General features: G+C 64.5%; 24 protein-coding genes and 1 riboswitch. Of the genes, 13 read left to right on the top strand and 11 right to left on the bottom strand.

The window, feature by feature from the left end:
• Positions 1 to 115: 115 nt before the first annotated feature.
• The 6 genes from dqs_RS01885 to dqs_RS01860 all read right to left on the bottom strand — a co-directional run bounded on the left by dqs_RS01885 (position 116) and on the right by dqs_RS01860 (position 5,568).
• On the bottom strand, positions 116 to 691 hold the full coding sequence (locus tag dqs_RS01885; protein ID WP_065339504.1) for a TMEM165/GDT1 family protein: 576 nt from the start codon (positions 689 to 691) through the stop codon (positions 116 to 118).
• Positions 692 to 699: 8 nt separating this feature from the next.
• Positions 700 to 873: riboswitch (yybP-ykoY riboswitch) on the bottom strand.
• Positions 874 to 947: 74 nt separating this feature from the next.
• Complete coding sequence (locus dqs_RS01880) at positions 948 to 2,780, bottom strand: family 2A encapsulin nanocompartment cargo protein cysteine desulfurase (protein ID WP_065339503.1); 1,833 nt, start codon at positions 2,778 to 2,780, stop codon at positions 948 to 950.
• Positions 2,755 to 3,681 carry a family 2A encapsulin nanocompartment shell protein gene (locus tag dqs_RS01875; protein ID WP_011764103.1) on the bottom strand — a complete coding sequence of 309 codons (927 nt, stop codon included), beginning with the start codon at positions 3,679 to 3,681 and terminating at the stop codon, positions 2,755 to 2,757. Before dqs_RS01875 ends, dqs_RS01880 begins: the two co-directional genes overlap by 26 nt.
• 117 nt (positions 3,682 to 3,798) lie before the next feature.
• The gene (locus tag dqs_RS01870) at positions 3,799 to 4,032 is read right to left on the bottom strand and encodes a helix-turn-helix domain-containing protein (protein ID WP_011764102.1); all 234 of its coding nucleotides are present in this window, start codon (positions 4,030 to 4,032) and stop codon (positions 3,799 to 3,801) included.
• Entirely contained in the window at positions 4,029 to 4,991 is a 963-nt protein-coding gene (gene epsC, locus dqs_RS01865; RefSeq protein WP_065339502.1) for a serine O-acetyltransferase EpsC, read from the bottom strand. The genes dqs_RS01870 and epsC overlap by 4 nt, the downstream gene beginning before the upstream one ends.
• A gap of 64 nt (positions 4,992 to 5,055) precedes the next feature.
• Complete coding sequence (locus dqs_RS01860; protein WP_084018161.1) at positions 5,056 to 5,568, bottom strand: rhodanese-like domain-containing protein; 513 nt, start codon at positions 5,566 to 5,568, stop codon at positions 5,056 to 5,058.
• A 704-nt stretch (positions 5,569 to 6,272) separates the two neighbouring features.
• On the opposite strand from dqs_RS01860, the gene dqs_RS01855 reads away from it, so the two are divergent.
• From dqs_RS01855 to dqs_RS20630, 10 genes are all read left to right on the top strand, one after another.
• Positions 6,273 to 7,358 (top strand): VanZ family protein, encoded by a 1,086-nt coding sequence (locus tag dqs_RS01855; protein ID WP_065339501.1) that lies wholly within the window; start codon positions 6,273 to 6,275, stop codon positions 7,356 to 7,358.
• Between the two features lie 22 nt (positions 7,359 to 7,380).
• Positions 7,381 to 7,701 carry a (2Fe-2S) ferredoxin domain-containing protein gene (locus dqs_RS01850; protein ID WP_011764098.1) on the top strand — a complete coding sequence of 107 codons (321 nt, stop codon included), beginning with the start codon at positions 7,381 to 7,383 and terminating at the stop codon, positions 7,699 to 7,701.
• Positions 7,702 to 7,710: 9 nt separating this feature from the next.
• On the top strand, positions 7,711 to 8,382 hold the full coding sequence (locus dqs_RS01845; RefSeq protein ID WP_011764097.1) for an alpha/beta hydrolase: 672 nt from the start codon (positions 7,711 to 7,713) through the stop codon (positions 8,380 to 8,382).
• A gap of 30 nt (positions 8,383 to 8,412) precedes the next feature.
• Positions 8,413 to 9,024, top strand: a complete 612-nt coding sequence (locus dqs_RS01840; protein ID WP_041643092.1) for a glutathione S-transferase — start codon at positions 8,413 to 8,415, stop codon at positions 9,022 to 9,024.
• 70 nt (positions 9,025 to 9,094) lie between these two features.
• Positions 9,095 to 10,081 carry an ATP-binding cassette domain-containing protein gene (locus tag dqs_RS01835; protein WP_179948006.1) on the top strand — a complete coding sequence of 329 codons (987 nt, stop codon included), beginning with the start codon at positions 9,095 to 9,097 and terminating at the stop codon, positions 10,079 to 10,081.
• Positions 10,082 to 10,215: 134 nt separating this feature from the next.
• Positions 10,216 to 10,971 carry a nuclease-related domain-containing protein gene (locus dqs_RS01830; protein WP_065339500.1) on the top strand — a complete coding sequence of 252 codons (756 nt, stop codon included), beginning with the start codon at positions 10,216 to 10,218 and terminating at the stop codon, positions 10,969 to 10,971.
• Positions 10,972 to 11,307: 336 nt separating this feature from the next.
• Complete coding sequence (locus tag dqs_RS21250; RefSeq protein WP_418202061.1) at positions 11,308 to 11,571, top strand: DUF4031 domain-containing protein; 264 nt, start codon at positions 11,308 to 11,310, stop codon at positions 11,569 to 11,571.
• Positions 11,572 to 11,629: 58 nt separating this feature from the next.
• A complete protein-coding gene (locus tag dqs_RS20390) occupies positions 11,630 to 12,601 on the top strand; it encodes a thymidylate synthase (protein ID WP_084018157.1) in 972 nt (323 codons plus the stop codon).
• An 11-nt stretch (positions 12,602 to 12,612) separates the two neighbouring features.
• A complete protein-coding gene (locus dqs_RS20635) occupies positions 12,613 to 13,425 on the top strand; it encodes a hypothetical protein (protein ID WP_157108126.1) in 813 nt (270 codons plus the stop codon).
• Positions 13,422 to 14,357, top strand: a complete 936-nt coding sequence (locus dqs_RS20630) for an alpha-glutamyl/putrescinyl thymine pyrophosphorylase clade 3 protein (protein WP_157108125.1) — start codon at positions 13,422 to 13,424, stop codon at positions 14,355 to 14,357. The genes dqs_RS20635 and dqs_RS20630 overlap by 4 nt, the downstream gene beginning before the upstream one ends.
• Before the next feature lie 4 nt (positions 14,358 to 14,361).
• On the opposite strand, the gene dqs_RS20385 is transcribed toward dqs_RS20630, so the two are convergent.
• The 3 genes from dqs_RS20385 to dqs_RS01820 form a co-directional block, all read right to left on the bottom strand.
• Complete coding sequence (locus tag dqs_RS20385; RefSeq protein ID WP_084018155.1) at positions 14,362 to 15,450, bottom strand: ImmA/IrrE family metallo-endopeptidase; 1,089 nt, start codon at positions 15,448 to 15,450, stop codon at positions 14,362 to 14,364.
• A gap of 530 nt (positions 15,451 to 15,980) precedes the next feature.
• Positions 15,981 to 16,337, bottom strand: a complete 357-nt coding sequence (locus dqs_RS20625) for a hypothetical protein (protein ID WP_157108124.1) — start codon at positions 16,335 to 16,337, stop codon at positions 15,981 to 15,983.
• A gap of 73 nt (positions 16,338 to 16,410) precedes the next feature.
• Entirely contained in the window at positions 16,411 to 16,614 is a 204-nt protein-coding gene (locus dqs_RS01820; protein WP_065339498.1) for a hypothetical protein, read from the bottom strand.
• A gap of 108 nt (positions 16,615 to 16,722) precedes the next feature.
• Between dqs_RS01820 and dqs_RS01815 the strand changes: the two genes are divergently transcribed.
• The 3 genes from dqs_RS01815 (at position 16,723) to dqs_RS01805 (ending at position 19,243) form a co-directional block, all read left to right on the top strand.
• Entirely contained in the window at positions 16,723 to 16,998 is a 276-nt protein-coding gene (locus dqs_RS01815) for a hypothetical protein (protein WP_065339497.1), read from the top strand.
• Positions 16,999 to 17,037: 39 nt separating this feature from the next.
• Positions 17,038 to 17,823: an ABC transporter permease gene (locus dqs_RS01810; protein ID WP_065339496.1), complete on the top strand. Its 786-nt coding sequence runs from the start codon at positions 17,038 to 17,040 to the stop codon at positions 17,821 to 17,823.
• Positions 17,824 to 17,947: 124 nt separating this feature from the next.
• The gene (locus dqs_RS01805; RefSeq protein WP_065339495.1) at positions 17,948 to 19,243 is read left to right on the top strand and encodes an esterase-like activity of phytase family protein; all 1,296 of its coding nucleotides are present in this window, start codon (positions 17,948 to 17,950) and stop codon (positions 19,241 to 19,243) included.
• Between the two features lie 60 nt (positions 19,244 to 19,303).
• On the opposite strand, the gene dqs_RS01800 is transcribed toward dqs_RS01805, so the two are convergent.
• Together dqs_RS01800 and dqs_RS01795 are read right to left on the bottom strand one after the other, a co-directional pair.
• A complete protein-coding gene (locus dqs_RS01800; protein ID WP_065339494.1) occupies positions 19,304 to 19,759 on the bottom strand; it encodes a DUF4124 domain-containing protein in 456 nt (151 codons plus the stop codon).
• A gap of 47 nt (positions 19,760 to 19,806) precedes the next feature.
• A complete protein-coding gene (locus dqs_RS01795) occupies positions 19,807 to 21,447 on the bottom strand; it encodes a Na+/H+ antiporter (RefSeq protein WP_065339493.1) in 1,641 nt (546 codons plus the stop codon).
• Between the last annotated feature and the right edge of the window lie 35 nt (positions 21,448 to 21,482).

Below are 21,482 nucleotides of genomic sequence, written 5' to 3'. Positions count from 1 at the left end.
CGCCGGGCGCCGCAGGTGCAGCGCGATGATATTTCTTTGTCATTTAAAATGACAAAGAAATATTCAGGACCATGCTCCGGGCAGGGAAACTGAGCGGCGGGGCCGGCCCTGCGGCCTACAGCCCCAGGCTTTCCCCCGCCCCCAGCAGCGTCGCCAGGCCCAGTACCGCGAAGATCGCCGCGGCGATGCCGTGCACCAGCTTCACCGGGATGCGGTTGGCGATGCGGTCGCCGAGCAGCACCGCCGGCACGTTGGCGATCATCATGCCCAGCGTGGTGCCCATCACCACCGCCACCAGCGCTTGGTACTGCGCCGCCAGCGCCACCGTGGCGACCTGGGTCTTGTCGCCCATTTCGGCGAGGAAGAAGGCGATCAGCGTGGTGCCGAACACGCCGAAGCGGGCGAAGGTGGCGTCGTCTTCCTCGAACTTGTCGGGAATCAGCGTCCAGATCGCCATGCCGATGAAGGACAGGCCGAGCACCCAGCGCATGACTTCCGGCGACACCAGCGAGGTGACGAAACTGCCGAGCGCACCGGCGCCGGCGTGGTTGGCCAGCGTGGCAACCAGGATGCCGAGCACGATGGGCCAGGGCTTGCGGAACTTGGCGGCGAGGATGAAGGCGAGCAGTTGCGTCTTGTCGCCGATCTCGGCGAGCGCAACGATGCTGGTGGAGACGAGGAAAGCTTCCATGCAGTGATGATCCCTGGCCGGTACAACCGATGACCACGCGCCTCCCCGGCCATACCAGAGGCATCGTGATCAAAGGTCTTGCCAAGTCCAGGAACCGCCTGCGCCATGGCCGGACGGCCAAGTGTGTTGACGCAAGCCCCTTCACCACGGTGAAGGGCGGCTACTCCCCAATGAAGGCGCGGATATTAGCGATGACGCGGTGCAGCGTCCAGCACCCGTGCGCAGCGGCCGGCGTGGCGCCGCGCACGGGCGGGCCTCAGGCGCCCACCCGGCCCTTGCCGCGCGCCAGACGGCGCACCACCGCGAGCATGCGGTCGATTTCCTCGCAGGTGTTGTAGAACGCCAGCGACGGCCGCACCGTGGTTTCGACCCCGAAGCGGCGCAGGATGGGCTGCGCGCAGTGGTGGCCGGAGCGCACCGCAATGCCTTCCTCGTTGAGGGCGCGGCCCACTTCCTCGGTGGAATACCCGGCGAGCACGAAGGACGCCACGCTGGCCTTGTCCGCGGCGGTGCCGATCAGGCGTACCCCGGCGATCGACGACAGCCCGCGCGTCGCATAGACCAGCAGGTCGTGCTCGTAGCTCGCGATATTCTCCAGCCCGATGCGCTCCACGTAGTCCAGCGCCGCCCCCAGTCCGACCGCGTCGGCGATGTTGCCGGTGCCGGCCTCGAACTTGTTGGGCGCGGGCTGGAACAGCGTGCGCTCGAAGGTGACGTCCGCGATCATGTTGCCGCCGCCCTGCCAAGGGGGCATCTGCTCCAGCAGCGCGGCCTTGCCGTACACCACGCCGATGCCCGTCGGGCCGAAGATCTTGTGGCCCGAGAACACGAAGAAGTCCGCATCCAGCGCCTGCACGTTCACCCGCATGTGCGACACCGATTGCGCTCCATCCACCAGCACCCTGGCGCCGGCAGCATGGGCCATGTCGATGACCTGCTTGATCGGCGTCACGGTGCCGAGCGCGTTCGACACCTGCGTCACCGACACCAGCCGGGTGCGCGGATTGAGCAGCTTCTGCAACTCGTCGAGCTTCAGCTGGCCATTGTCGTCTACCGGAATCACTCGGATCGTGGCGCCGACCTGGGCTGCAAGCTGCTGCCACGGCACGATGTTGGCGTGGTGTTCGAGCAGCGACACCACGATTTCGTCGCCCTCGCCGATGTTCTGCACGCCCCAGGTCTTCGCCACCAGGTTGATCGCTTCGGTGGCGCCGCGCACGAAGATGATCTCGTCCGCCGAACCCGCGCCAAGGAAGCGCTGCACCTTCTGCCGCGCCGCCTCGTAGGCGTCGGTGGCGCGCGCCGCCAGTTCGTGCGCGGCACGGTGGATATTGGAGTTTTCGTGGGCGTAGAAATGGGCCAGCCGGTCGATCACCGCCTGCGGCTTGTGGGTGGTCGCGGCGTTGTCGAACCACACCAGCGGCTTGCCGTTCACCCGCTCCTGCAGGATGGGAAAGTCGCGCCGCACCGCATTGACGTCGAACGGCGCCCGCGCGCTCGGCTCCGCCGCCGGCACCTTCGCCGCGTCGATGAAGTAGAAGCGGCCGCCCGGGTCCGCCTCCGGCGCATCCGCCAAGGGCCGTCCGGCGGCAATCTCCGCCAGCAGCGCCTTCAGCTCGCCCTCGCCCGGCAGCCCGAAGCTGCGCGCCACGACGCGGTTTTCCGGTAACGCGGGGGCCGCGCCGGCCTGCAGATACGGGCTCGCCTCTCCGATGAAGTAATACGGCGAACCCGGCACCGCCAGCGGCAGCCCCTCGGCCACACCGGCCGGCACCTGCGGCGGCGCAACCTGCGGCAGCGCGGCAGCATAGGCTTGCGGCACACCGAAGGCCCCCGCGCCGCCAACCGGGTCGACCGGATCGGACGCCACCGGGGCCGGCGCCAACCGCGAGCCGCCCTGGGCAAGGCTCAGTTCGGGCGCCGACGCCACCTGCGCCCGCACGGGGTCGGCCGGCGGCAGCGCGGCACCGGGCAGCGCGCGAAAGAACGCCGAGGCGAGCGCGCCGAGCGTGGCCTCGTCGGGCAGATCCGGCAGCGGCGCGCCGGACAGACCCTCGGCGCCCTTACTTGTAGGTGTCGGGATAGTCATGGTACTTGCCGACCTCCACGTCATCGAGAACCGCCAGGGCATCCGGCACCAGCACGGCCAGCGAGCAGTAGAGCGAGATCAGGTAGGACGCGATGGCGTTGCGGTTGATGCCCATGAAGCGGACCGACAGCCCGGGCGACTGCTCGCCCACCAGCCCCGGCTGGAACAGGCCCACCACGCCCTGGCGCTTCTCGCCCACACGCAGCAGCAGGATCTTGGTCTTGCCGCCATCGACCGGCACCTTGTCCGACGGGATCAGCGGAATGCCGCGCCAGGTGAGGAACTGCGCGCCGAACAGCGACACCGTGGGCGGCGGCACGCCGCGGCGGGTGCATTCACGGCCGAAGGCGGCGATCGCCAGCGGGTGGGTCAGGAAGAAGGCCGGCTCCTTCCACACCTTGGTCAGCAACTCGTCGAGGTCGTCCGGCGTCGGCGCGCCGGTCAGCGTCGAGATGATCTGCTCGTCGGCCACATTCGCCAGCAGGCCGTAGTCCGGGTTGTTGATCAGCTCGGACTCCTGGCGCTCCTTGATGGTCTCGATCGTGAGCCGGAGCTGTTCCTTGATCTGGTCGTGCGGGCTGGAATAGAGATCGGAGACGCGCGTATGCACGTCGAGGATGGTGGTGACCGCGTTGAGGAAGTATTCGCGCGGCGCCTCGTCGTAATCGACGAAGGTCTGCGGCAGCTCGGATTCGTCGCGCTGCGAGCACGCGACCCGCACGTCGCGCGGATTCTTGACGGTGTTGAGGCGGTAGATACCGGCTTCGACCGGCAGCCACTGCAGCAGGTGGGTCAGCCAGCGCGGGCTGATCGTGGACAGCTGGGCGGTGGTCTTGGTCGCGTTGGCCAACTGCCGCGCGGCGGCATCGCCGAGCGCGGTCGGTTCGGGAAGGGTGGACATGCGGGGCTCCGTGGTCGGTCGTGAAATGCAATGCAGGAAATCTGCGTTGGATTGTCGTGACCGGGGCGGGGCCGCTTCAACATGCTATAGCCATCATCCCGGTCCGCGCGTGGAACTTCAGGAGCGGCCGTTCTCGCAGTGCGACAGCAGGTTGGAGAGCGGAATGTCGAGCGCCGCGGCCAGCTTGACCGCCGTGGCTAGCGAAGGCACCACGGTGCCGCGCTCGACCTCGCCGAGATAGGACCGGTTGAGGTCCGCGCGCTCGGCCAGCAGTTCCTGCGACCAGCCGTGGCGCTCGCGGAACTGCCGTACCGCCGCGCCGAACGAAGCAATCACGCTGGCGGGGCTCACGATGCGGCCACCCGCTGCGCGGCCGACTCGTGCTGCAGGCTGGCCTGTGACACGTGGCTGCCGGGCGGCACGCTGCGCGTCAGCCACACATTGCCGCCGATGCTGGAACCGCGCCCGATGGTGACGCGGCCGAGGATGGTGGCGCCGGCATAGACCACCACATCGTCCTCCAGCACCGGATGGCGCGCGGCGCCCTTCTCCAGCGCACCGTTCTCATCGACCGCAAAGCGCCGCGCACCCAGCGTGACCGCCTGGTACAGCCGCACCCGGTTGCCGATGACCGTGGTTTCGCCGATCACGACGCCCGTGCCGTGGTCGATGAAAAAGCCCGAACCGATCTGCGCGCCGGGATGGATGTCGATGCCGGTCGCCGAGTGGGCGATCTCGGCGATGATGCGGGCCACCAGGCGCGCGCCCAGCGCGTGCAGGCTGTGCGCGAGGCGATGGTGGATGATGGCGAGCGTGCCCGGATAGCACAGCAGCACTTCGTCCACGCTGCGCGCGGCGGGATCGCCGGTATAGGCGGCCTCCACGTCGCTGTCGAGCAGGGTGCGCAGCGTGGGCAGACCGCCGGCAAAGCGCTTCACGATGCGCGCGGCGTCGGCGTCGATGTCCGCCTCGATACCGCGATGGCGCGCGAGGTAGCCGAGTTCCAGCCGGACCTGGTGGAAGAGCGCATTCAGTGTGCTATCCAGCGTGTGGCCAACGTAGTAGTCCTCGCCTTCCTGGTGCAGCTCGGGCGGCCCCAGCCGCATCGGGAACAGCACCCCGCACAGGTCGGCGGCGATCTGGCGCAGCGCATCGCGCGACGGGAACTCGCGCACTGCGAACTCGCGGTTGCGTTGTTGCGCCGCGCGCCAGCGCTCGCGCGCGGCGCGCAATTCGGCCACCACCTGGCTCACGCCCCAGCCACCCACGTCCTCGTAAGCGGCCTCCACCGCACCCGTGCTCGCGCTCATGATGCCCTCGCGGTATGGACGCCATGCGTCCTGCAGCCTTGCGACATGGAATTCCCCGTCCGACTCAGTCCTGGATCCAAGGCAAGCCGGCGTGGCGCCAGCCGTTGAAGGCGCCGCGGCGCTGGCGGTCGTCCAGGTCGCCCTCGAAACCTTCGAGCACGTTGAAGACGTGGGTGAAACCGGCTTTCGCCGCGGCCTCCGCCGCCGCCGCCGAGCGCTTGCCGCTGCGGCACAGCAGCAGCACCACGCGGTCCTTGCCGGCCTTGCCCTCCAGCTCGCGCACGAAGCGCGGGTTGCGCGACAAGGACAGCCCGGTCATCCACGCCACGTGCAGGGAATCCGGCACGTGGCCGACAAAGCGGCGCTCCTCGGCGCTGCGCACGTCGACCAGCAGGGCTGCGCCGGCCTCGACCAGCGCCCACGCATCCACCGGGGCAAGGCTGCCGGCATAGGGGAGGCCTTCCTCGCGGGCACGGCGCCGCGCCGCCTCCAGAACCGCGGGCGCCGTGGGAACGGCGTCGGCAATCGAGCGCGGTGCGCTCGCCACGTCCGGTGCTTCGATGCTTGCTTCGCTCATGGCAAACCCTTCGATGCGTTGGGGTCGCGCACGGCGACCGGAATCGGGGCGCCAACCGGGAACCACTGCGTTGGCGTCTATCGCCGCTAATCTAGTCGCCGCGACAAATTCCAAGAACGAATAAAACTTCAGATTGATATAGCAGACGAGGAAATGCCAAAGGCATCACCAGCGAGGCACGGAAGGGGCGTGCCGCACGGAGGGCCAGCAGACGTATCGGCAGACGTTCGGGTAAAACCCGTTGGAGACGTTGCGGCGGCGGGGGCAGGAGGTGTCGGCGGTTCCTTACAGAGCCGCCCGCATGCGCGATGACACAGGCCTCACCTCCGACGTTTCAGGCATGCGGCGCTCGCTTGGGTAATGACGAAGAAAACTTCCAACGAAGAAGACTTCCGGCTGAAATGGTTTTCTCCCTCCCCTTCAAGGGGGTGAAGCTGGGGTTTCGACACGGAGCGAAGCGGAGGCTACCGGGTCGGAGGGGGGGGATGGGGTCAGGCTCAGCGCGCGCCCACCCCCATCCCCTCCTCACCGCCCCCTTGAAGGGGGAGGAAGTGGAAGCCACCTCCTGACGAGAAGCCCCGGTTTCACCTCGCCGCCACGCAGGCGGTAAGCAATGCTCGCCAAAAGCCGTACTCCGCCCTCCCACGGCGCAATCCCCCCACCTCCGCTAAACTCCCCCGCTCCCGCCCCAGCCCTCCAACCCGATGCCCCCGCGTCCCGCATCTTCCCTGCCGCGCAATCTCGCCCTGGCCTATGCGGTGCTCGTCATTTACGCCTGCCTGCATCCCTTTGCCGGGTGGAAAGCCAGCGGGTTGCCGCTGTTCGATTTCCTGGTGGCGCCGTGGCCCAAGTACTTCCAGCCGATCGATCTGGTGCTGAACATGCTCGGCTACCTGCCGCTGGGTTTCGTTACCGTCGCGGCGCTGCCGCGTGGGTGGCCGCGCTGGCGGTGGGTGGTGGTGGCGGCGCTGCTTGGCGCCGGCCTCAGCTTCGGCCTGGAAACGGTGCAGAACCTGCTGCCGTCGCGGGTTTCCAGCAATGTGGATCTGGGCGCCAACGCGGCCGGCGCGCTGGCCGGTGCGCTGCTTGGCGCGCGCTGGGCGCATCCCTTGTTCGACCACCGCGGCGGGCTGCATCGCTGGCGGGCGGAGCGCATCGTGGGCGGGCACACGGGCGACGCCGGGTTGATCCTGCTCGGGTTGTGGCTGCTGGCGCAATTGACGCCCGACGGGCTGCTGTTCGGCAGCGGCGACCTGCGCGGCCTGCTCGGGCTGCCTGCCCCGCTGTTGTTCAGCCCGGAGCGTTTCATCGGCTTCGAAACCGGGCTGATCGCGGCCTCGGTGCTGGCGCTGGGGCTGCTGGCGCGCTGCATGATGCGCGTGCCGCGGCCATGGCCGGTGGTGGTGCTGTTCCTGCTGGGGCTGGGCGCCAAGTCGATCGCCACCTCCACCTTCTTCGTGCCCGGCGAGCCGCTGGCCTGGCTGACGCCGGGCGCCGCGCGCGGGCTGGCGCTGGGCAGCGTGCTGCTGGCGCTGGCGCTGCTGCTGCCGCGGGTGCTGCAGCACGCGCTAGCCGGTTCCGCGCTGCTGGCCGCCACCGCGCTGATCAACCTGATGCCCGAGAACCCCTATCTGTTCCTCGGCCGCCGTCTGCTCAACCAGGGCAACTTCCTCAATTTCCACGGTCTCACCCAGCTTGTCGCCAGCCTGTGGCCCTTTGCCGCGCTGGCCTACCTGTCGGCGCTGGGGCTGTGGCGCGGCGAGCATCTGGCCGGCGAACGACGCCTATAATCGGCCGACCCACGGAGAACCCATGAGCTACTTCAAACACCACGTTTTCTTCTGCTGCAACCAGCGCCAGGGCGGCGAAACCAGTTGCAACGACCACGGCGCCAGCGCGATGCAGGTCTATGCCAAGGAACGCACCGCCGAACTCGGCCTCAAGGGCAAGGGCAGCGTGCGCATCAACAAGGCCGGCTGCCTCGGCCGCTGCGACGACGGCCCGGTGCTGGTCGTCTATCCGGACAACGTCTGGTACACCTACGTCGACAAGGACGACATCGACGAGATCATCAACGAACACCTCGCGCACGGCCGCATCGTCGAACGCCTGCGCCTGGCCGACCCCGCCTGAGGTGCGCGGATGACGAATCGTCCCCTGGCCACCGAATCCGCGCTGCTGCGCGGCGGCGCCGGCGCCATCGAGGTGCTGATCGACGCCCCCGAACACGTGCGCGGCATCGCGCTGATTTGCCACCCGCACCCGCTGTACGGCGGCGCCAACACCAACAAGGTGGCCCACACGCTGGCGCGCACCTTCCGCGACCTGGGTTACGCCGCAGTGCGGCCCAACTTCCGCGGCGTGGGCAAGAGCGAAGGCACGCACGACCTGGGCAACGGCGAAACCGAAGACATGCTGTCGGTGATCGCGTGGATGCAGTCGCGCTGGGGGCAGTTGCCGCTGGCGCTGGGCGGCTTCTCGTTCGGCGGCTTCGTGCAGACGCGGGTGGCCAACCGGCTGGCCGAAGGCGTGGCCCCGCCGCGCCAGATCGTGCTGGTGGGCATGGCGGCCGGCACTGCCGCCGACGGCGCGCGCCACTACGAAACACCCGAGCTGGCCAAGAACGTGCCGGCGCTCATCATCCACGGCGAAGCCGACGACACCGTGCCGCTGGACAACGTGTTCGACTGGGCACGGCCGCAGGAACTGCCGGTCATCGTCATTCCCGGCGCCGACCACTTCTTCCACGCCCGCCTGCACCTGATCCGCGACCTGATGCTGCGCAACGTGCCGCCCGCCGGCCAGGCTGCCTGACGCCCCTCCCGCCCGGAACCCGCCATGACCATGAAACTGCTCGCCTCGCTCACCAGCCCCTACGCCCGCAAGATCCGCATCGCGCTGGCGGAAAAGAACATCCCGTTCGAGCTGGTCGTCGATTCCCCGTGGGAAGCCGCCACCCGCGTGCCGGACGTCAATCCGCTGGGCAAGGTGCCCGCGCTGGTGCTGGACGACGGCGAAGTGTTCTTCGACTCCCCGGTGATCGCCGGCTACATCGAAACCCTGGGCCACGCCCCCGCGCTGCTGCCGGCCGGCGGCATCGAGCGCGTGCGCGTGCGCCAGAGCGAGGCGCTGGTCGATGGCATCCTGGACGCCGCCGTCACCGCCTATCTGGAAGGCCGCCGCCCGGAGGCGCAGCAAAGCGCGCCCAATCTCGACCGCCAGTACGACAAGATCCAGCGCAGCCTGGACCTTCTGGAAGAGCGCCTTGCCGGCCGCAACTGGCTGGACGGCGACAGCATGCAGCTCGGCGACATCGCGCTCGGCGTTGCGCTGGGCTACCTCGACCTGCGCCTTGGCTATCTCGAGTGGCGCGCCGGCCGCCCGGTGCTGGAAGCGTTCGCGCAGCGCATGTTCGCCCGCCCCAGCTTTGCCGCCACGGTGCCGCCCGCGGGCTGATGAAGGCGCCGGCCCGTCCCGCCGCGGAGATGGCACCGCGCATCCCCGGCCGCGCCCGGAGCAGCGCGCGGTGAGCGCCGCCCTGCCTGTCGGCAGCGACACCTCCGGCGAGGTGCGCCCCTCGCCGCTGGTCATCCGCGGCCTGGTCAAACGCTACGGCGACAACGAGGTCGTGCGCGGCATCGACCTCGAACTCGCCGCCGGCGAATGCTTCACCCTGCTCGGCCCCAACGGCGCCGGCAAGACCACCACCCTGCGCTGCGCCCTGGGCCTTACCGCCCCCACCGCCGGCGACATCCGCCTGTGCGGCGAACCCGTGCCGGCGCGCGCCCGCGAAGCACGCATGCGGGTCGGCATCGTGCCGCAGATCGACAACCTCGATCCCGACTTCACCTGCACCGAAAACCTGCTGGTGTACGGCCGCTACTTCGGCATCAAGGACGCCGACATCCGCGTCCGCATCCCCGAACTGCTCGCCTTCGCCGGCCTGGAAAACAAGGCCGACGCCCGCATCCAGTCGCTTTCCGGCGGCATGAAGCGGCGCCTGACGCTGGCACGCGCGCTGGTCAACCGCCCCGAACTGCTGGTGCTGGACGAACCCACCACCGGGCTGGACCCGCAAGCCCGCCACCTCATCTGGGACCGCCTCAAGCAGCTCATCCGCAACGGCACCACCGTGCTGCTCACCACCCACTTCATGGACGAGGCCGAACGCCTCTCCGACCAGCTCGCCATCCTCGACGCCGGCCGCATGCTCGCCGGCGGCAGCCCGCGCGACGTGATCGCCCAGCACATCGAACCGCAGGTGGTGGAAGTGTTCGGCGAATGGGGCAACGGCGGCAACGGCACCGCCGGCGCCCCCACCTGGGCCGCCCAGCACGCCGCCACGCTGTCCGACCGCTTCGAAATCAGCGGCGAAACCGCCTTCTGCTACGTCCGCGACCCGGCACCGCTGCTGGCGCATCTGGCGGCGCAGCCGGGGCTGAGGTATCTGCACCGGCCGGCGAATCTGGAGGATGTGTTTTTGAAGCTGACGGGTAGGGAGTTGCGGGACTAAACGCCGCCTCCCCGCGGCTGGGCAGCACCACCGCCACAACGCAAGTCGCATACCCCTTCATCGTGAAGGAGTCGGCAGACTTCTCGCCCTACGCAGCCGTACTATGACGTACGACCGGTTCGAGAAGCTGCGAAATGACGGAAATCCTAGGCGCCGCCTACAACGGCATGTTGCTGCTGTTCTTGCTGGCTGTAGTCGCCGCGCTACTGCGCAGCCCGCTGGTGAAAGGCTGGTTCGGCGAGGCCCAGAGCGCCCTGGCGCAAGAGCTCTTGCTCGACAAGGCGATCTACACCGCCATCAACGACATCACCCTGCCCACAGCCAACGGCACCACCCAGATCGACCATGTAGTGGTTTCGCGTTACGGCATCTTCGTCGTCGAAACGAAGAACATGAAGGGCTGGATCTACGGCAGCGAGAAGGGCGCCACCTGGACTCAGAACCTGTACGGCCGGAAGTACCGCTTCCAGAACCCCCTGCATCAGAACTACCGCCACGTTCGCGCCCTGGCCGAATTCCTCAAGCTGGATGACAGCCATTTTCATTCGGTGGTGATGTTCTGGGGCGACGCCACCCTTAAGAACCCGCTGCCGCCCAACGTCCTGACCCACGGCTACGCGAGCTACATCAAGAGCAAGCAGCACGTGCTGTTCTCTGACGAAGAGGTCGGCGCCCTCATCACCGCGATCCAGACCGGTCACCTGCCGCGCACCTGGGCGACGCGGACCGCGCATGTGGAATCCCTGAAAGCACGGCATTCCAGTACCGATACCTGCCCGAAGTGTTCGAGTCCGCTGGTGTTGCGGACGGTGAAATCGGGGGAGAAGGCGGGTAGGCAGTTTTATGGATGCTCGACTTTTCCGGCGTGTCGGTTTATGCGGTGGGGTTGAGTTGTTTTGTTGGGGCTATTTGGTCCGCTAGGGCCTACGACACACGGTCTGTGTCGATGACTGCCAGAGCGTCTGTTCGACGGCCAAAGCGGCCAGCGAGGCAGAATCTCACAAACGGCTGTTAAGAGGCGGTTTGAAGCGGGTTTCTCGGTTGTTACAGGAGAGGCCAAGACGCTAGTTCAGGCTTAGCGCCAGGATGTCAAGACTCGAAAGAGTTGACTGCAACCCATAATCGACGGAACGTCAATAGCACAACCCTGATAAGATGTATCGAATAGAAAATGGATTGCATATCAGCGAAAATAAGGGGGAATAGTGGTTTACGTCGACGATGCAATGGTATCCAAGCATGGTCGCCATTGGTGTCACCTCGTTGCAGACAGCCTTGAGGAACTCCATAAGTTTGCTGCAGAAATTGGCATTCATCCGCACGCCTTCCATCGCCAAGCACGCCACCCTCACTACGACATAAGTACCTCACAGAGGGAAAGAGCGATACACCACGGCGCGCAAAGCATATCTCCGCGTTACGCAATTCGCGTCGTAAGGGCGATGGAAATTTCAATACACGCTCCGATACAGCAAGAGCTATTTGCCTAACGACGTCTTTTCGGCCATCACCTCACGCCCCCAATCATCGACCTGCTAGCGAGAAAAAATGTACATTGCACGCAGCACTCTGGATGATTTATTGAATGATGTACTGAATGAGTTGCTCAAAGCTCATCCGTCGATTACGGCAACCCGCGGGGAATTCTCCGAACTCATCGGCTGCTGCTTGCATTTGACCAATCCAAGGGCCCGGCTGAGTCGAAGCGAAGGCAAGGGGAAAATATTCAGCGCTTTGGGAGAGTTTCTTTGGTACATGTCCGGCGATACCAAGCTGGACTTTATCGACTACTACGTTCCCAATAGATTTCAAGAAGAATCTGAAGACCAGGTCAGAGTTCGAAGCGGCTATGGCGACCGTCTCTTTTCTTTCCGGGGCCTGAATCAAGTCGCCAACGTACAGGCGCTGCTCAAAGCTCATCCAGGCTCCCGAAGAGGAGTTATTCAGCTTTTCGATGCGGCCGACTTGGCCGAACACTATCCGTCGATTCCCTGTACATGTACATTGCAGTTTCTTGTTCGCGATGGACGTCTCCATCTTGTAGTCAGCATGCGATCAAACGACGCGTACATTGGGTTGCCCCATGATGTATTTGCATTTACATTACTGCAAGAAATTCTGGCCCGAAGTTTGGAGCTTGAGCTGGGGGAATATAAGCACATTGCCGGAAGCTTGCACCTATACGACACCAACAGACCAGCAGCGCAGAGGTATTTAAGCGAAGGATGGCATTCAACAATCGCAATGCCAGAAATGCCAGAAGGTGACCCTTGGCCAGCGATTGGCGAGCTTCAGGCTATTGAATCATCCCTGCGTGGTGGTGACGCAATTGACTTCGACCAATGTCACTTAGACCCATATTGGCAGGATTTGGCATACCTGCTCGTTGTGCTGCGTGCTGGGCGAGAGTCAGACTCCGCATCCATCGCCGAGGTGATGAAACGAATCAACTCAGGCGTATACAAAATGTTCGTACAGGCCAAGCTCGATAGCGTAGTTGCAGTACCCGCAGGCGCATAGTCGAGGGCATCTTGGGCGAAAGAAGGCTATTAGACGAAATCGGCTCTCTCGTCGACATATTGCGAAGCGGCTGCCTAGATGAGGCCGGAGTTATCCCTTGGGCTTCACCCGTTATTTCATTTGGAAGCCCTGTCAACGCAAAGCTGGCGACGCTTGGCCTGAATCCAAGCAATCTTGAATTTCAAGGGCGAGGGGGTGTGCCACTTAATCCGCCGCTCAACCGCTTCGAAACGCTCTACACCTTGCAAGCGGTCAACTGGGGAGCTGTCGGCGATTCCGACATAGAGCGGATATGGAAGGCGTGTGAAAACTACTTTGACCGTAATCCGTATGGACGATGGTTCAATAGGTTGGAACGCCTACTGGTGGACACAAGCGCCTCATATTATTCCAAGCTCGCTGACTCAGCATGTCACCTTGACCTCTCGCCCTTTGCCACCGAGCGCAAATGGTCCGCACTGACATCATCTCAACGCGCTGCACTCGTGAACGCGGGGACGCCGGCGCTGGTACGCACCATTCGAGCCTCTGACATCCGGGTTCTCGTGTTGAACGGGAGCGCCGTGATTCGCGAATTCAACCGCCTTAGCATCGATAGCTCGATAAGTTCCGCAATTGTTCCCGAGTGGTCTTTGCAGGGAGGAAAGGTGGCTGGGATTTCATATTTCGGGAGGCTGTCCGAGTTAAGCGGGATGAAGTTGGACAGAGAACTGGTTGTTCTAGGGTACAACCACAATATTCAAAGCACCTTCGGCGTAACATCAAAAGTTACTGCATCTATCGCCAACTGGATTGCTGAAAAGACCGCGGAGGCCCTTGCATGAGGTTGAAAGTTTCCCAGCTTTATCACGAAATCGATGCTCGGTTGACGGCGTGCCATGAGCGAGCCGTCCCGCTACCCGGCGTTCAAAACCCGACACGTCGAGACACGTACATAAGGCAATTAATCGACAGCATCCGCAGAGTACAGTTCGTATCGGCCGTCGCTAATCGCGACATACACGCTGACAGGGCAAACGGTTCGAGCTCATTGTTCGACCCAATTCGAGCAGCAATTTTGAAGCGCCGCGCGGGACATTTTGACGACGCTTGTTGGCTTGTTTTTCTGTTTGTCCACTTCGGCCGTCATCCTCGGTCTGGTTATCGGTATACCCGCGACGTGTATGGTGCTCTTGGGCAAAGAGGGCCGTGGACGTTTGAACAGGTATCCAGTCACCCGGATGAACTGAGGGCTTGGCTAGATGCTAATGAAGCGCACCTGAAGCGGGGATCCAACCGGGGATTTGGCAATCACAGAAAATACTTGAGCATGTCGGGGTCGAAGCCCAACGGCACAGGCGACGCTTTTGTCACGTATGCTCAGTGGGTTAACGCGCACGGCGGCCATCAGAATCTCTTCGATTTGGCACTGCATTTCTCGGACGGCTCTCCCGAGGCAGCCTTCGAATGGCTGTATAGGTCAATGCGGTCCGTAGCGTCATTCGGGCGAATCGGCAGATTCGATTACCTGACGATGATACAGAAGCTGCATTTCGCCAACATTCGGCCTGGGCGGCCATATTTCGACGGCTCAACCAAAGGCCCAAATTCTGGAGCCCGCAAACTTCTTGAATCTGGCGCGACGTTGAGTATTGCTGAGCTGGAACGAAGAACCACCCTCGTCGGCTCTGCACTCTCCGTTGGCATGCAGGAGATGGAAGACTCACTCTGCAATTGGGGGAAAGACCCCAATTCATATACCTACTTTAAAGGCTGACGAGTCAATCACTCCACGAATAGCGCACCTTCAAATAGTTGAAATGCTCGTACGGAACTCGGCCTCTTTCTTGCAATTGACCGACTACAATCCCGGGGGAGATGCCAGCTTTGCGGGCAAGCCGCGCAATGCCTAAATCGGAGAGCGGAACCACATTAAGAGCGTCTTTGCCTACCTTGGCGAGCAAGTACTCCTCGGCAAATTGGTTGGCTTCTCGTTCCGCGTCAGAGTTGCGATTCTCTAGACCCTCAAGAAACAAGTCGTCATGGGAGTGAAGCAGCAAATGCCCTATCTCATGGAACACTGTAAACCAGAATTGGTCATCCACGAGATAACGAAAACTCAGCTGGATTGACGCTTTATCGGCACTAAGAAATCGACTCGCGCCGCTTGCTCGACACCCTTGAGGCGTTCTGGCTACAACCAACGCAACGCCACATCTCGACAAAATAATCTCTAGTGCCGGGAGAAAGTCCCCGGGAGCTTTTACGCGCGTGAGTTCCCGAATATCATCCAACGAGGCTCTTAGCATCTTGCTGCTCCAGGGGGCGCAGTCAATTGCGGCGGCGGCAATCTCCCCTTGTCTCAGCCACGCAGCCACTGCCGATGGCCTCGTTTCGAATGCATCGCTTTTTCGGTAAGCGGCGGTTGACAATAGTCGATGATATTTGCGCTCAAATTCGTCGGGCGTAGTCGTGCCAAAGAAAGCACATGCATTGAAAATGGTCTCTTGTTGCGTGCCTCCCTCGGCAATCCAACCAAACCGCACCATATCTTTCAGTGGAAGACTGTCAAACCAGTGAGCAGTGTTATTTCTCGCGGTATTTTCGACTAGCCGCTTCAAGTCGGCGCGATACATTTCCTCTCTCTTCAACCAAAAATCAGGTGAAGCCCCCAATGCGCTGGAGAGCCGTTCAGCCATGTCGTTGGTAAGAGGTTCAACACCAAACAGAAGCCGGGAAAGGCTTGCAATGCTCGAATCGATAGAGCTGGCAAAATCCCGAATCGGCTGACCTCGCTCTTCAAGCAGGTCGGCAATCGTGGCTCCGGGAGGGTTGGCCCACATTGGTTGGAACGTGGTCATAGCTGTCATTGATGCTCCACAGAGATGACGCGAACTCGGCGAATGCGCTCCCAGTCAGGAGCACCGTCTGCCTTTAGCCGCGGTTCGACGTGATTAGGGACGACCCGCAAAACAAGTTCGAGGGACAGCTGAAACTGACGGCATTCAACGCCGTTTGCTGTGACGGTCTGAGGGCGCCCTGCCAGCACTTCATATATAGCATCCGCAGCCCGGATGTCCGAGAGGCGACGTTTCAGTGCTTCCGCCGCCGGCGCGCCGATAGCCTCTATTGCGAGCGAATCGATTTCGCACATATCACGGAGTGACTTCGTCTCGAAGCTAATTTCCACGGCGGGGAATGCTGGCATATGGGCTTAGCAGATTCTACCAGTTTCGAATCACCGACTGCGCTCTTCTTGAATGCAGGCGAGCCATGTTTTGATATCGTCAAATTGACCCTGTAAGCAGTCGTTCTCGGCGCATGTCTCGACAGGCCGCTTTGGCCGAGCATTGGTCGCTCGACTGAAAATTCAGGCGCCCACTCATCCTCTGCACGATCATCATGCCCCCTTCCCTAGGTGACGTTGCAGAGTTGCGTTCAACGGCAGCGGACGCCCATAGACATCCAACAGATCCAACACAGCTTCTGATAACTGGAGGCGGACAACACCTGGTAGCTGAATAGCAGGCGCGTTCGGATCACTCAAACAAAACCAGTAGTGCCACTCCGCCTCGCTCTCCGGCTCCGCGTAACTGAGTTCGAACCCACCCCGCAGCCCCGCCCGCCGGCGGGCGAGCACCGCCAGCGAGTGATTGCCTTCGCTACACCAATCCAGACTCCAACACTCCAGATGCGGCGGATGCCCCGTAATGCCGGCAACACGCTCCACGATCTTTACCGCTAGGGCGAGATTCATCCGGCGCCTCCTTTCTGCGCTTGAGCCGCCTGACCCCAATGGGCGGAGTCACGAGTGCGAGCCTCCCCGCCCATCAGTCCGCCACCTCAATCATGCAGTCCGCGGTAGGCCGGGCAAGATTGATGAAGCGATGCCGGCCAAAGTGAGTGACCGGCAGATGCCCTTTCTCGCACAGCCCCCGCACGACGCCTTCGTCGACGCCCACCTGCTGCGCGAAGAATCGCCAATGCATGATCGGAACCGGGTAGAGCTGGACCAGCTTGATGGATTCGGACATGTCGACCACTATTCACCACTGTTGACCACTATCTGGATTAACGAACAATTTTTGTTCATTTGAGCTATTTTTTCTCATGAACAAAATTTGTTCAAATGATCATTCTTTATGGTTTTTGAGCGCCTGATAAAGATCATCAATGCCCGCCTGCCGCGGCACGGGGCATTCGCTTTGCTTGAAGAGAAAACGGGTATCAGCGCGCGGGCCTGGGCGCACGTGTGGCATGGGCGGACGAGGCCGAGCGCGGATCACCTGGAACAGATCTGCCTGCTCTACCCGGAATACACCTTGTGGCTGATGACCGGGCGAACTGCGCTGGACGCCGAACAGACGAGCCCCGACCTGGAACAACTGGAAGAACTGAAAAAGTCGATCGGTCCCTGACCGTTGCCTACCGTTCCTCTCCCGGCCCGAAACCCCACCATGACCCCCAACCCCTGGCGCCCGCCCGCCCTCTCCCGCCGCTTCATCCCCGTCTGGCAGCGCAACTTCCTGGTCTGGCGCAAGCTGGCCCTGCCCTCGGTGCTGGGCAACCTCGCCGACCCGGTGATCTACCTCTTCGGCCTCGGCTTCGGCATCGGCCTGCTGGTGCCGGAGGTGGGCGGGGTGTCGTACATCAGTTTTCTGGCGGCCGGCATGGTGTGCTATTCGACGATGAACAGCGCCACCTTCGAGGTGCTGTATTCCAGCTTTTCGCGCATGCATGTGCAGCGCACCTGGGATGCGATCCTCAATGCGCCGGTGGCACTGGACGACGTGGTGTTCGCCGAGCTGGTGTGGGCGGCGTCCAAGGCGCTGCTGTCGGGCGCGGCGATCCTGCTGGTGACGACGCTGTTCGGGCTGGTGGAGGTGCGCTACGCGCTGTGGGTGCTGCCGCTGATCTTCCTGGTGGGGCTCACGTTCGCCGCGCTCGGGCTGATCATGACCGCGCTGGCGCCGAGCTACGACTTCTTCATGTACTACTTCACCCTGTTCGTCACGCCGATGATGCTGGTGTCCGGGGTGTTCTTTCCGGCAGACCAGTTGCCGCCGCTGCTGCATGCGGCGACGCGCGCGCTGCCGCTGACGCATGCGGTGGAGATTGCGCGGCCGCTGCTGCTTGGGCGGGTGCCGGAGAGCGTCGGGCTGCATCTGGCGGTGCTGGCCAGCTACGCGGTGGTGGCGTTCTGGGTGGCGCTGGCGCTGACGCGGCGTCGCCTGCAGAAGTAGCTGCACTGGGTGGGGGCATGGTCCGATAGGACCATCCCCCGCTTCACCGTCATGCAAATGGCGGGCTTTAGCCTCCTCGGGTTTCCGGCCGAACCGGTCGGCCACCCGCCCTTACGGAGGCACCATGCCCGCTGCACCTACCCGCATCGCCCTTGCGCTTGCCCTCGCCGCCGCCGCGGCTGCCGCCCATGCCGATACCAGCACGCTGGTGGGCTGGGCGCGGCTGCCGGCCGCCACTTTCTCCGACGGCCCCACCTCGGGCCAGTTCGCCGCTGCCAACCCCTATGGCAGCAACCTGCCGCCCTATGTGGCGCAACAGCCGGTGCAGGGCTTTTCCGGCGTGCTGCGCGGCCCCGGCCACAGCATCCGGGTGATTGCGGACAACGGCTTTGGCGCGCAGACCAATTCGGCCGATACGCTGCTGCGCGCCTACGCACTGGTGCCGGACTTCAAGACCGCGCGCGGCGGCAGCGGCACGGTGTCGGCGGCGGACTGGAAGACCGGCCGTCCGCTGGCCGCCTTCACCGAGGCCAGCCGCATCACGCTGCACGACCCGGACAACCTGCTCGGCAACCGCATCCAGGCGGATTACACCCATTACTACAACAACCCGGCCAATCCGGAAGTGGACCCGGCGATCCGCGCCGGCCGCCTGCTGACCGGGGCGGATTTCGACATTGAATCGGTGCGCGAGGACCAATTCGGCCGGCTGTGGTTTGGCGACGAGTTCGGCCCCTACCTGATCCAGACCGATGCCGACGGCAAGGTGCTGCGCCGCGAGGTGGCGCTGCCCGGCGTGTTCGCGCCGCAAAACCCGGCGGTGACCAGCGGCGCGGTGACGGCCAACCTGGGCAGCTCGGGCGGCTTTGAAGGCATGGCGATCAACAAGCGCGGCGACCGCCTGTACACCCTGCTGGAAAAGACCGTGACCGGCGACGCGGCGAAGACGCTGCGCATCAACGAGTTCGACATCCGCAAGGGCGCCTACACCGGGGTCAATTACCGCTACCGGCTGGAGGCGGACGGCACCGCAATCGGCGACATGACCGCGATCGACGACGAGCGCTTCATCGTCATCGAGCGCAACGGCTGCACCGCCACCAGCGCGTGCGCGCCGTTCAAGAAGCTGTTCCTGGCGGATGTCTCCGGCGTGGCGAACGGCGGCGAGGTGGTGAAGACCGAGCTGGTGAACCTGATGGACGTCGCCGACCCGGACGATCTCAACGGCGACGGCCAGACCCGTTTCAGCTTCCCCTACACCACCATCGAGGACGTGCTGATCCTGGACGCCAACTCGCTGCTGGTGATCAACGACAACAACTTCCCGTACGGCGGCGGCCGCGAACTGGCGTCGGACGACACCGAGTTCCTGAAGATCCGGCTCCCGCGCCCGATCCGCGATCCGCACGTAGGGAAGTAAGCGGGGCGGCAGTGTGAAACCAGTGCCCGCCCCGCTGACGCGACACCAGGGCCAGACGCATCACTCCTCGCACTGCGGTTGCGGCAGGTTCTCGCAGTGCTGGAAGGCTTCGGGTTTGACGGCGCCGGTGACGGTGACATAGGGCGCGAAGCATTCCTGGCTCGCACGGTAGCGGCGATGCTGGGCGGCGCAGGAGTCGTCCTCGGCTTCGGCTTCGGCTTCGGCTTGCGGCGCGCTTCGCTCGCCGTCGGTGCCGGTGGGCTCGGGGGGTGGGGATGGAGGCAGGGACTGCAGGCGGGCGCGGGCGCGTTCCGCGCGTTCGGCGGCGGCGTCGCGGTCTGCCTGGGTGGGCTCGGGCACGCTCAGTTCCTCGCGCGGGGTGGCCGGCACGCCGGGGGCGGGGCGGTCGCCGTAGTGCACGCGGCCCTGCTGATCCACCCATTGGTAGACCTCGGCGGACGCGGCCGGCGCGGCAAGCAGCAGGATCAGCAGGACGGCGAGACGGGAGGGGGACATGACGGGCCTCCGGACGGCAGGGTGCGACGCGCCGGGTTCCCGGCAGGTCAGCGGTAGCGCGCTTCCATCAGATCGATCTGGCGCACCAGCTTGCGCGAGGTCTCGTCCGACAGTTCGTAGTCGCGCGCGAGGCGGAAGATGGCTTCGCGCTCGGCCTGCAGCGCCGCCAGCCACAGCGCCATCTCGGCGCGGTCCGCCGCCCGCAGGCGGTCTGCGGCGACGCTGCCGGGCATGGCGCTGTCGGCCAGCCGGCGCTGGTAGTTGGCCATCACGCGCACGGCGGCATTGGTATAGAGATCGGCGTCGGCGGCGCCGGGTTCCGACAATGCGTGGCGCGCCTTCTCGATCGCGGCGATCGCGGCCGCCGCGGCCTCGCGCCGGGCGCGGTCTTCCTCCCGCCGTTCGGCAGGTTCGTCCGGCAGCGCCAGCCCGCGCAGCAGGCGCGGCAGGCCCACGCTGGCGAGCAGCAGCGACACCAGGATGACCGCCGCGGCGAGGAAGATCACCAGATCACGCGCGGGGAAATCGCGCCCGTCGGGCAGCAGCAGCGGCAAGGTCAGCACGCCGGCCAGCGTGATCGCGCCACGCACCCCGGCGAGCGACACCGCGGCGACGATGCGCCAGTCCGGACGCTGCAGCGGCTCGCCCGCTTCGCGCGCCTTGAACAAGGTGACCCGCAGCGACACCCACACCCAGGCGAAACGCAGCGCGGCGAGGATGGCGCTGATCGCCAGCGCATACACCAGCAGCCACCAGCGCGAAACATGGCCGCTGTCTTCCACCGCCGCGGCCGCGCGCTGCACGATGCCCGGCAGTTGTTCGCCCAGCAGCACGAACATGATGCCGTTGAGCGAGAACTGCACCGTGTCCCACACCGCGGCGCGCTGCACACGGGTGGTGGCAAGCGCGCGGCCGCTGAGTTCGACGTAGCTCATCGTCACCCCGGCGGCCACCGCGGCGAGGATGCCGGAGGCGTCCAGGTGTTCCGCCACCAGGTAGGCGCCGAAAGGAATCAGCAGATTGACCAGGATCGGCGAGCCGGCCTCCTCGCCCAGGTGGCGCGACAGCCAGCGCTGCGCGAGGCTGATGCCCCAGGTGACGATGACGCCCACCGCCAGCCCCGCAAACGCCACCCACAGGAAGGTGAGCGAGGCCGCCGCGAGCGAGAAGCCGCCGGTCATCACCGCGGCCACCGCAAAGCGGAAGCACACCAGGCCGGAGGCGTCGTTGAGCAGGGATTCGCCTTCCAGGATGTGCATCAGCCGCTTCGGAATCGGCACCCGCGCGGCAATCGACGACACCGCCACGGGGTCGGTGGGCGAGACGATGGCGGCAAGCGCGAAGGCCACCGCCAGCGGCATCGCCGGAATCATCCAGTGGATCAGCAGCCCGGCGCCGAGCACGGTGAACACCACCAGCCCGAAGGCGAGTTCGAGGATGGTGCCCTTGTCGCGGAACAGGCCGACCTTGGGAATGCGCCAGCCATCCAGGAACAGCAGCGGCGGCAGGAACAGCAGGAAGAAGATTTCCGGGTCCAGCCGCACGCCGTGGCCGGAGATGGCGGCGATGCCGGCGCCGAGGGCGATCTGCACCAGCGGCAGCGGCAGCGACACCGGCACCACCCGCACCAGATAGCCGCTGGCTACCACTGCCAGCAGCATTGCCAGCACCACTTCGATCGATTGCATAGACCCCGCTCTCCCCGGACGGGCGCCAGTTTAGC

This window comes from Azoarcus olearius (assembly GCF_001682385.1).
GTDB lineage: Bacteria > Pseudomonadota > Gammaproteobacteria > Burkholderiales > Rhodocyclaceae > Azoarcus > Azoarcus olearius.
The sequence above is the reverse complement of the archived record's forward strand: the minus strand, read 5'-3'. Positions and strand labels throughout refer to the sequence as shown.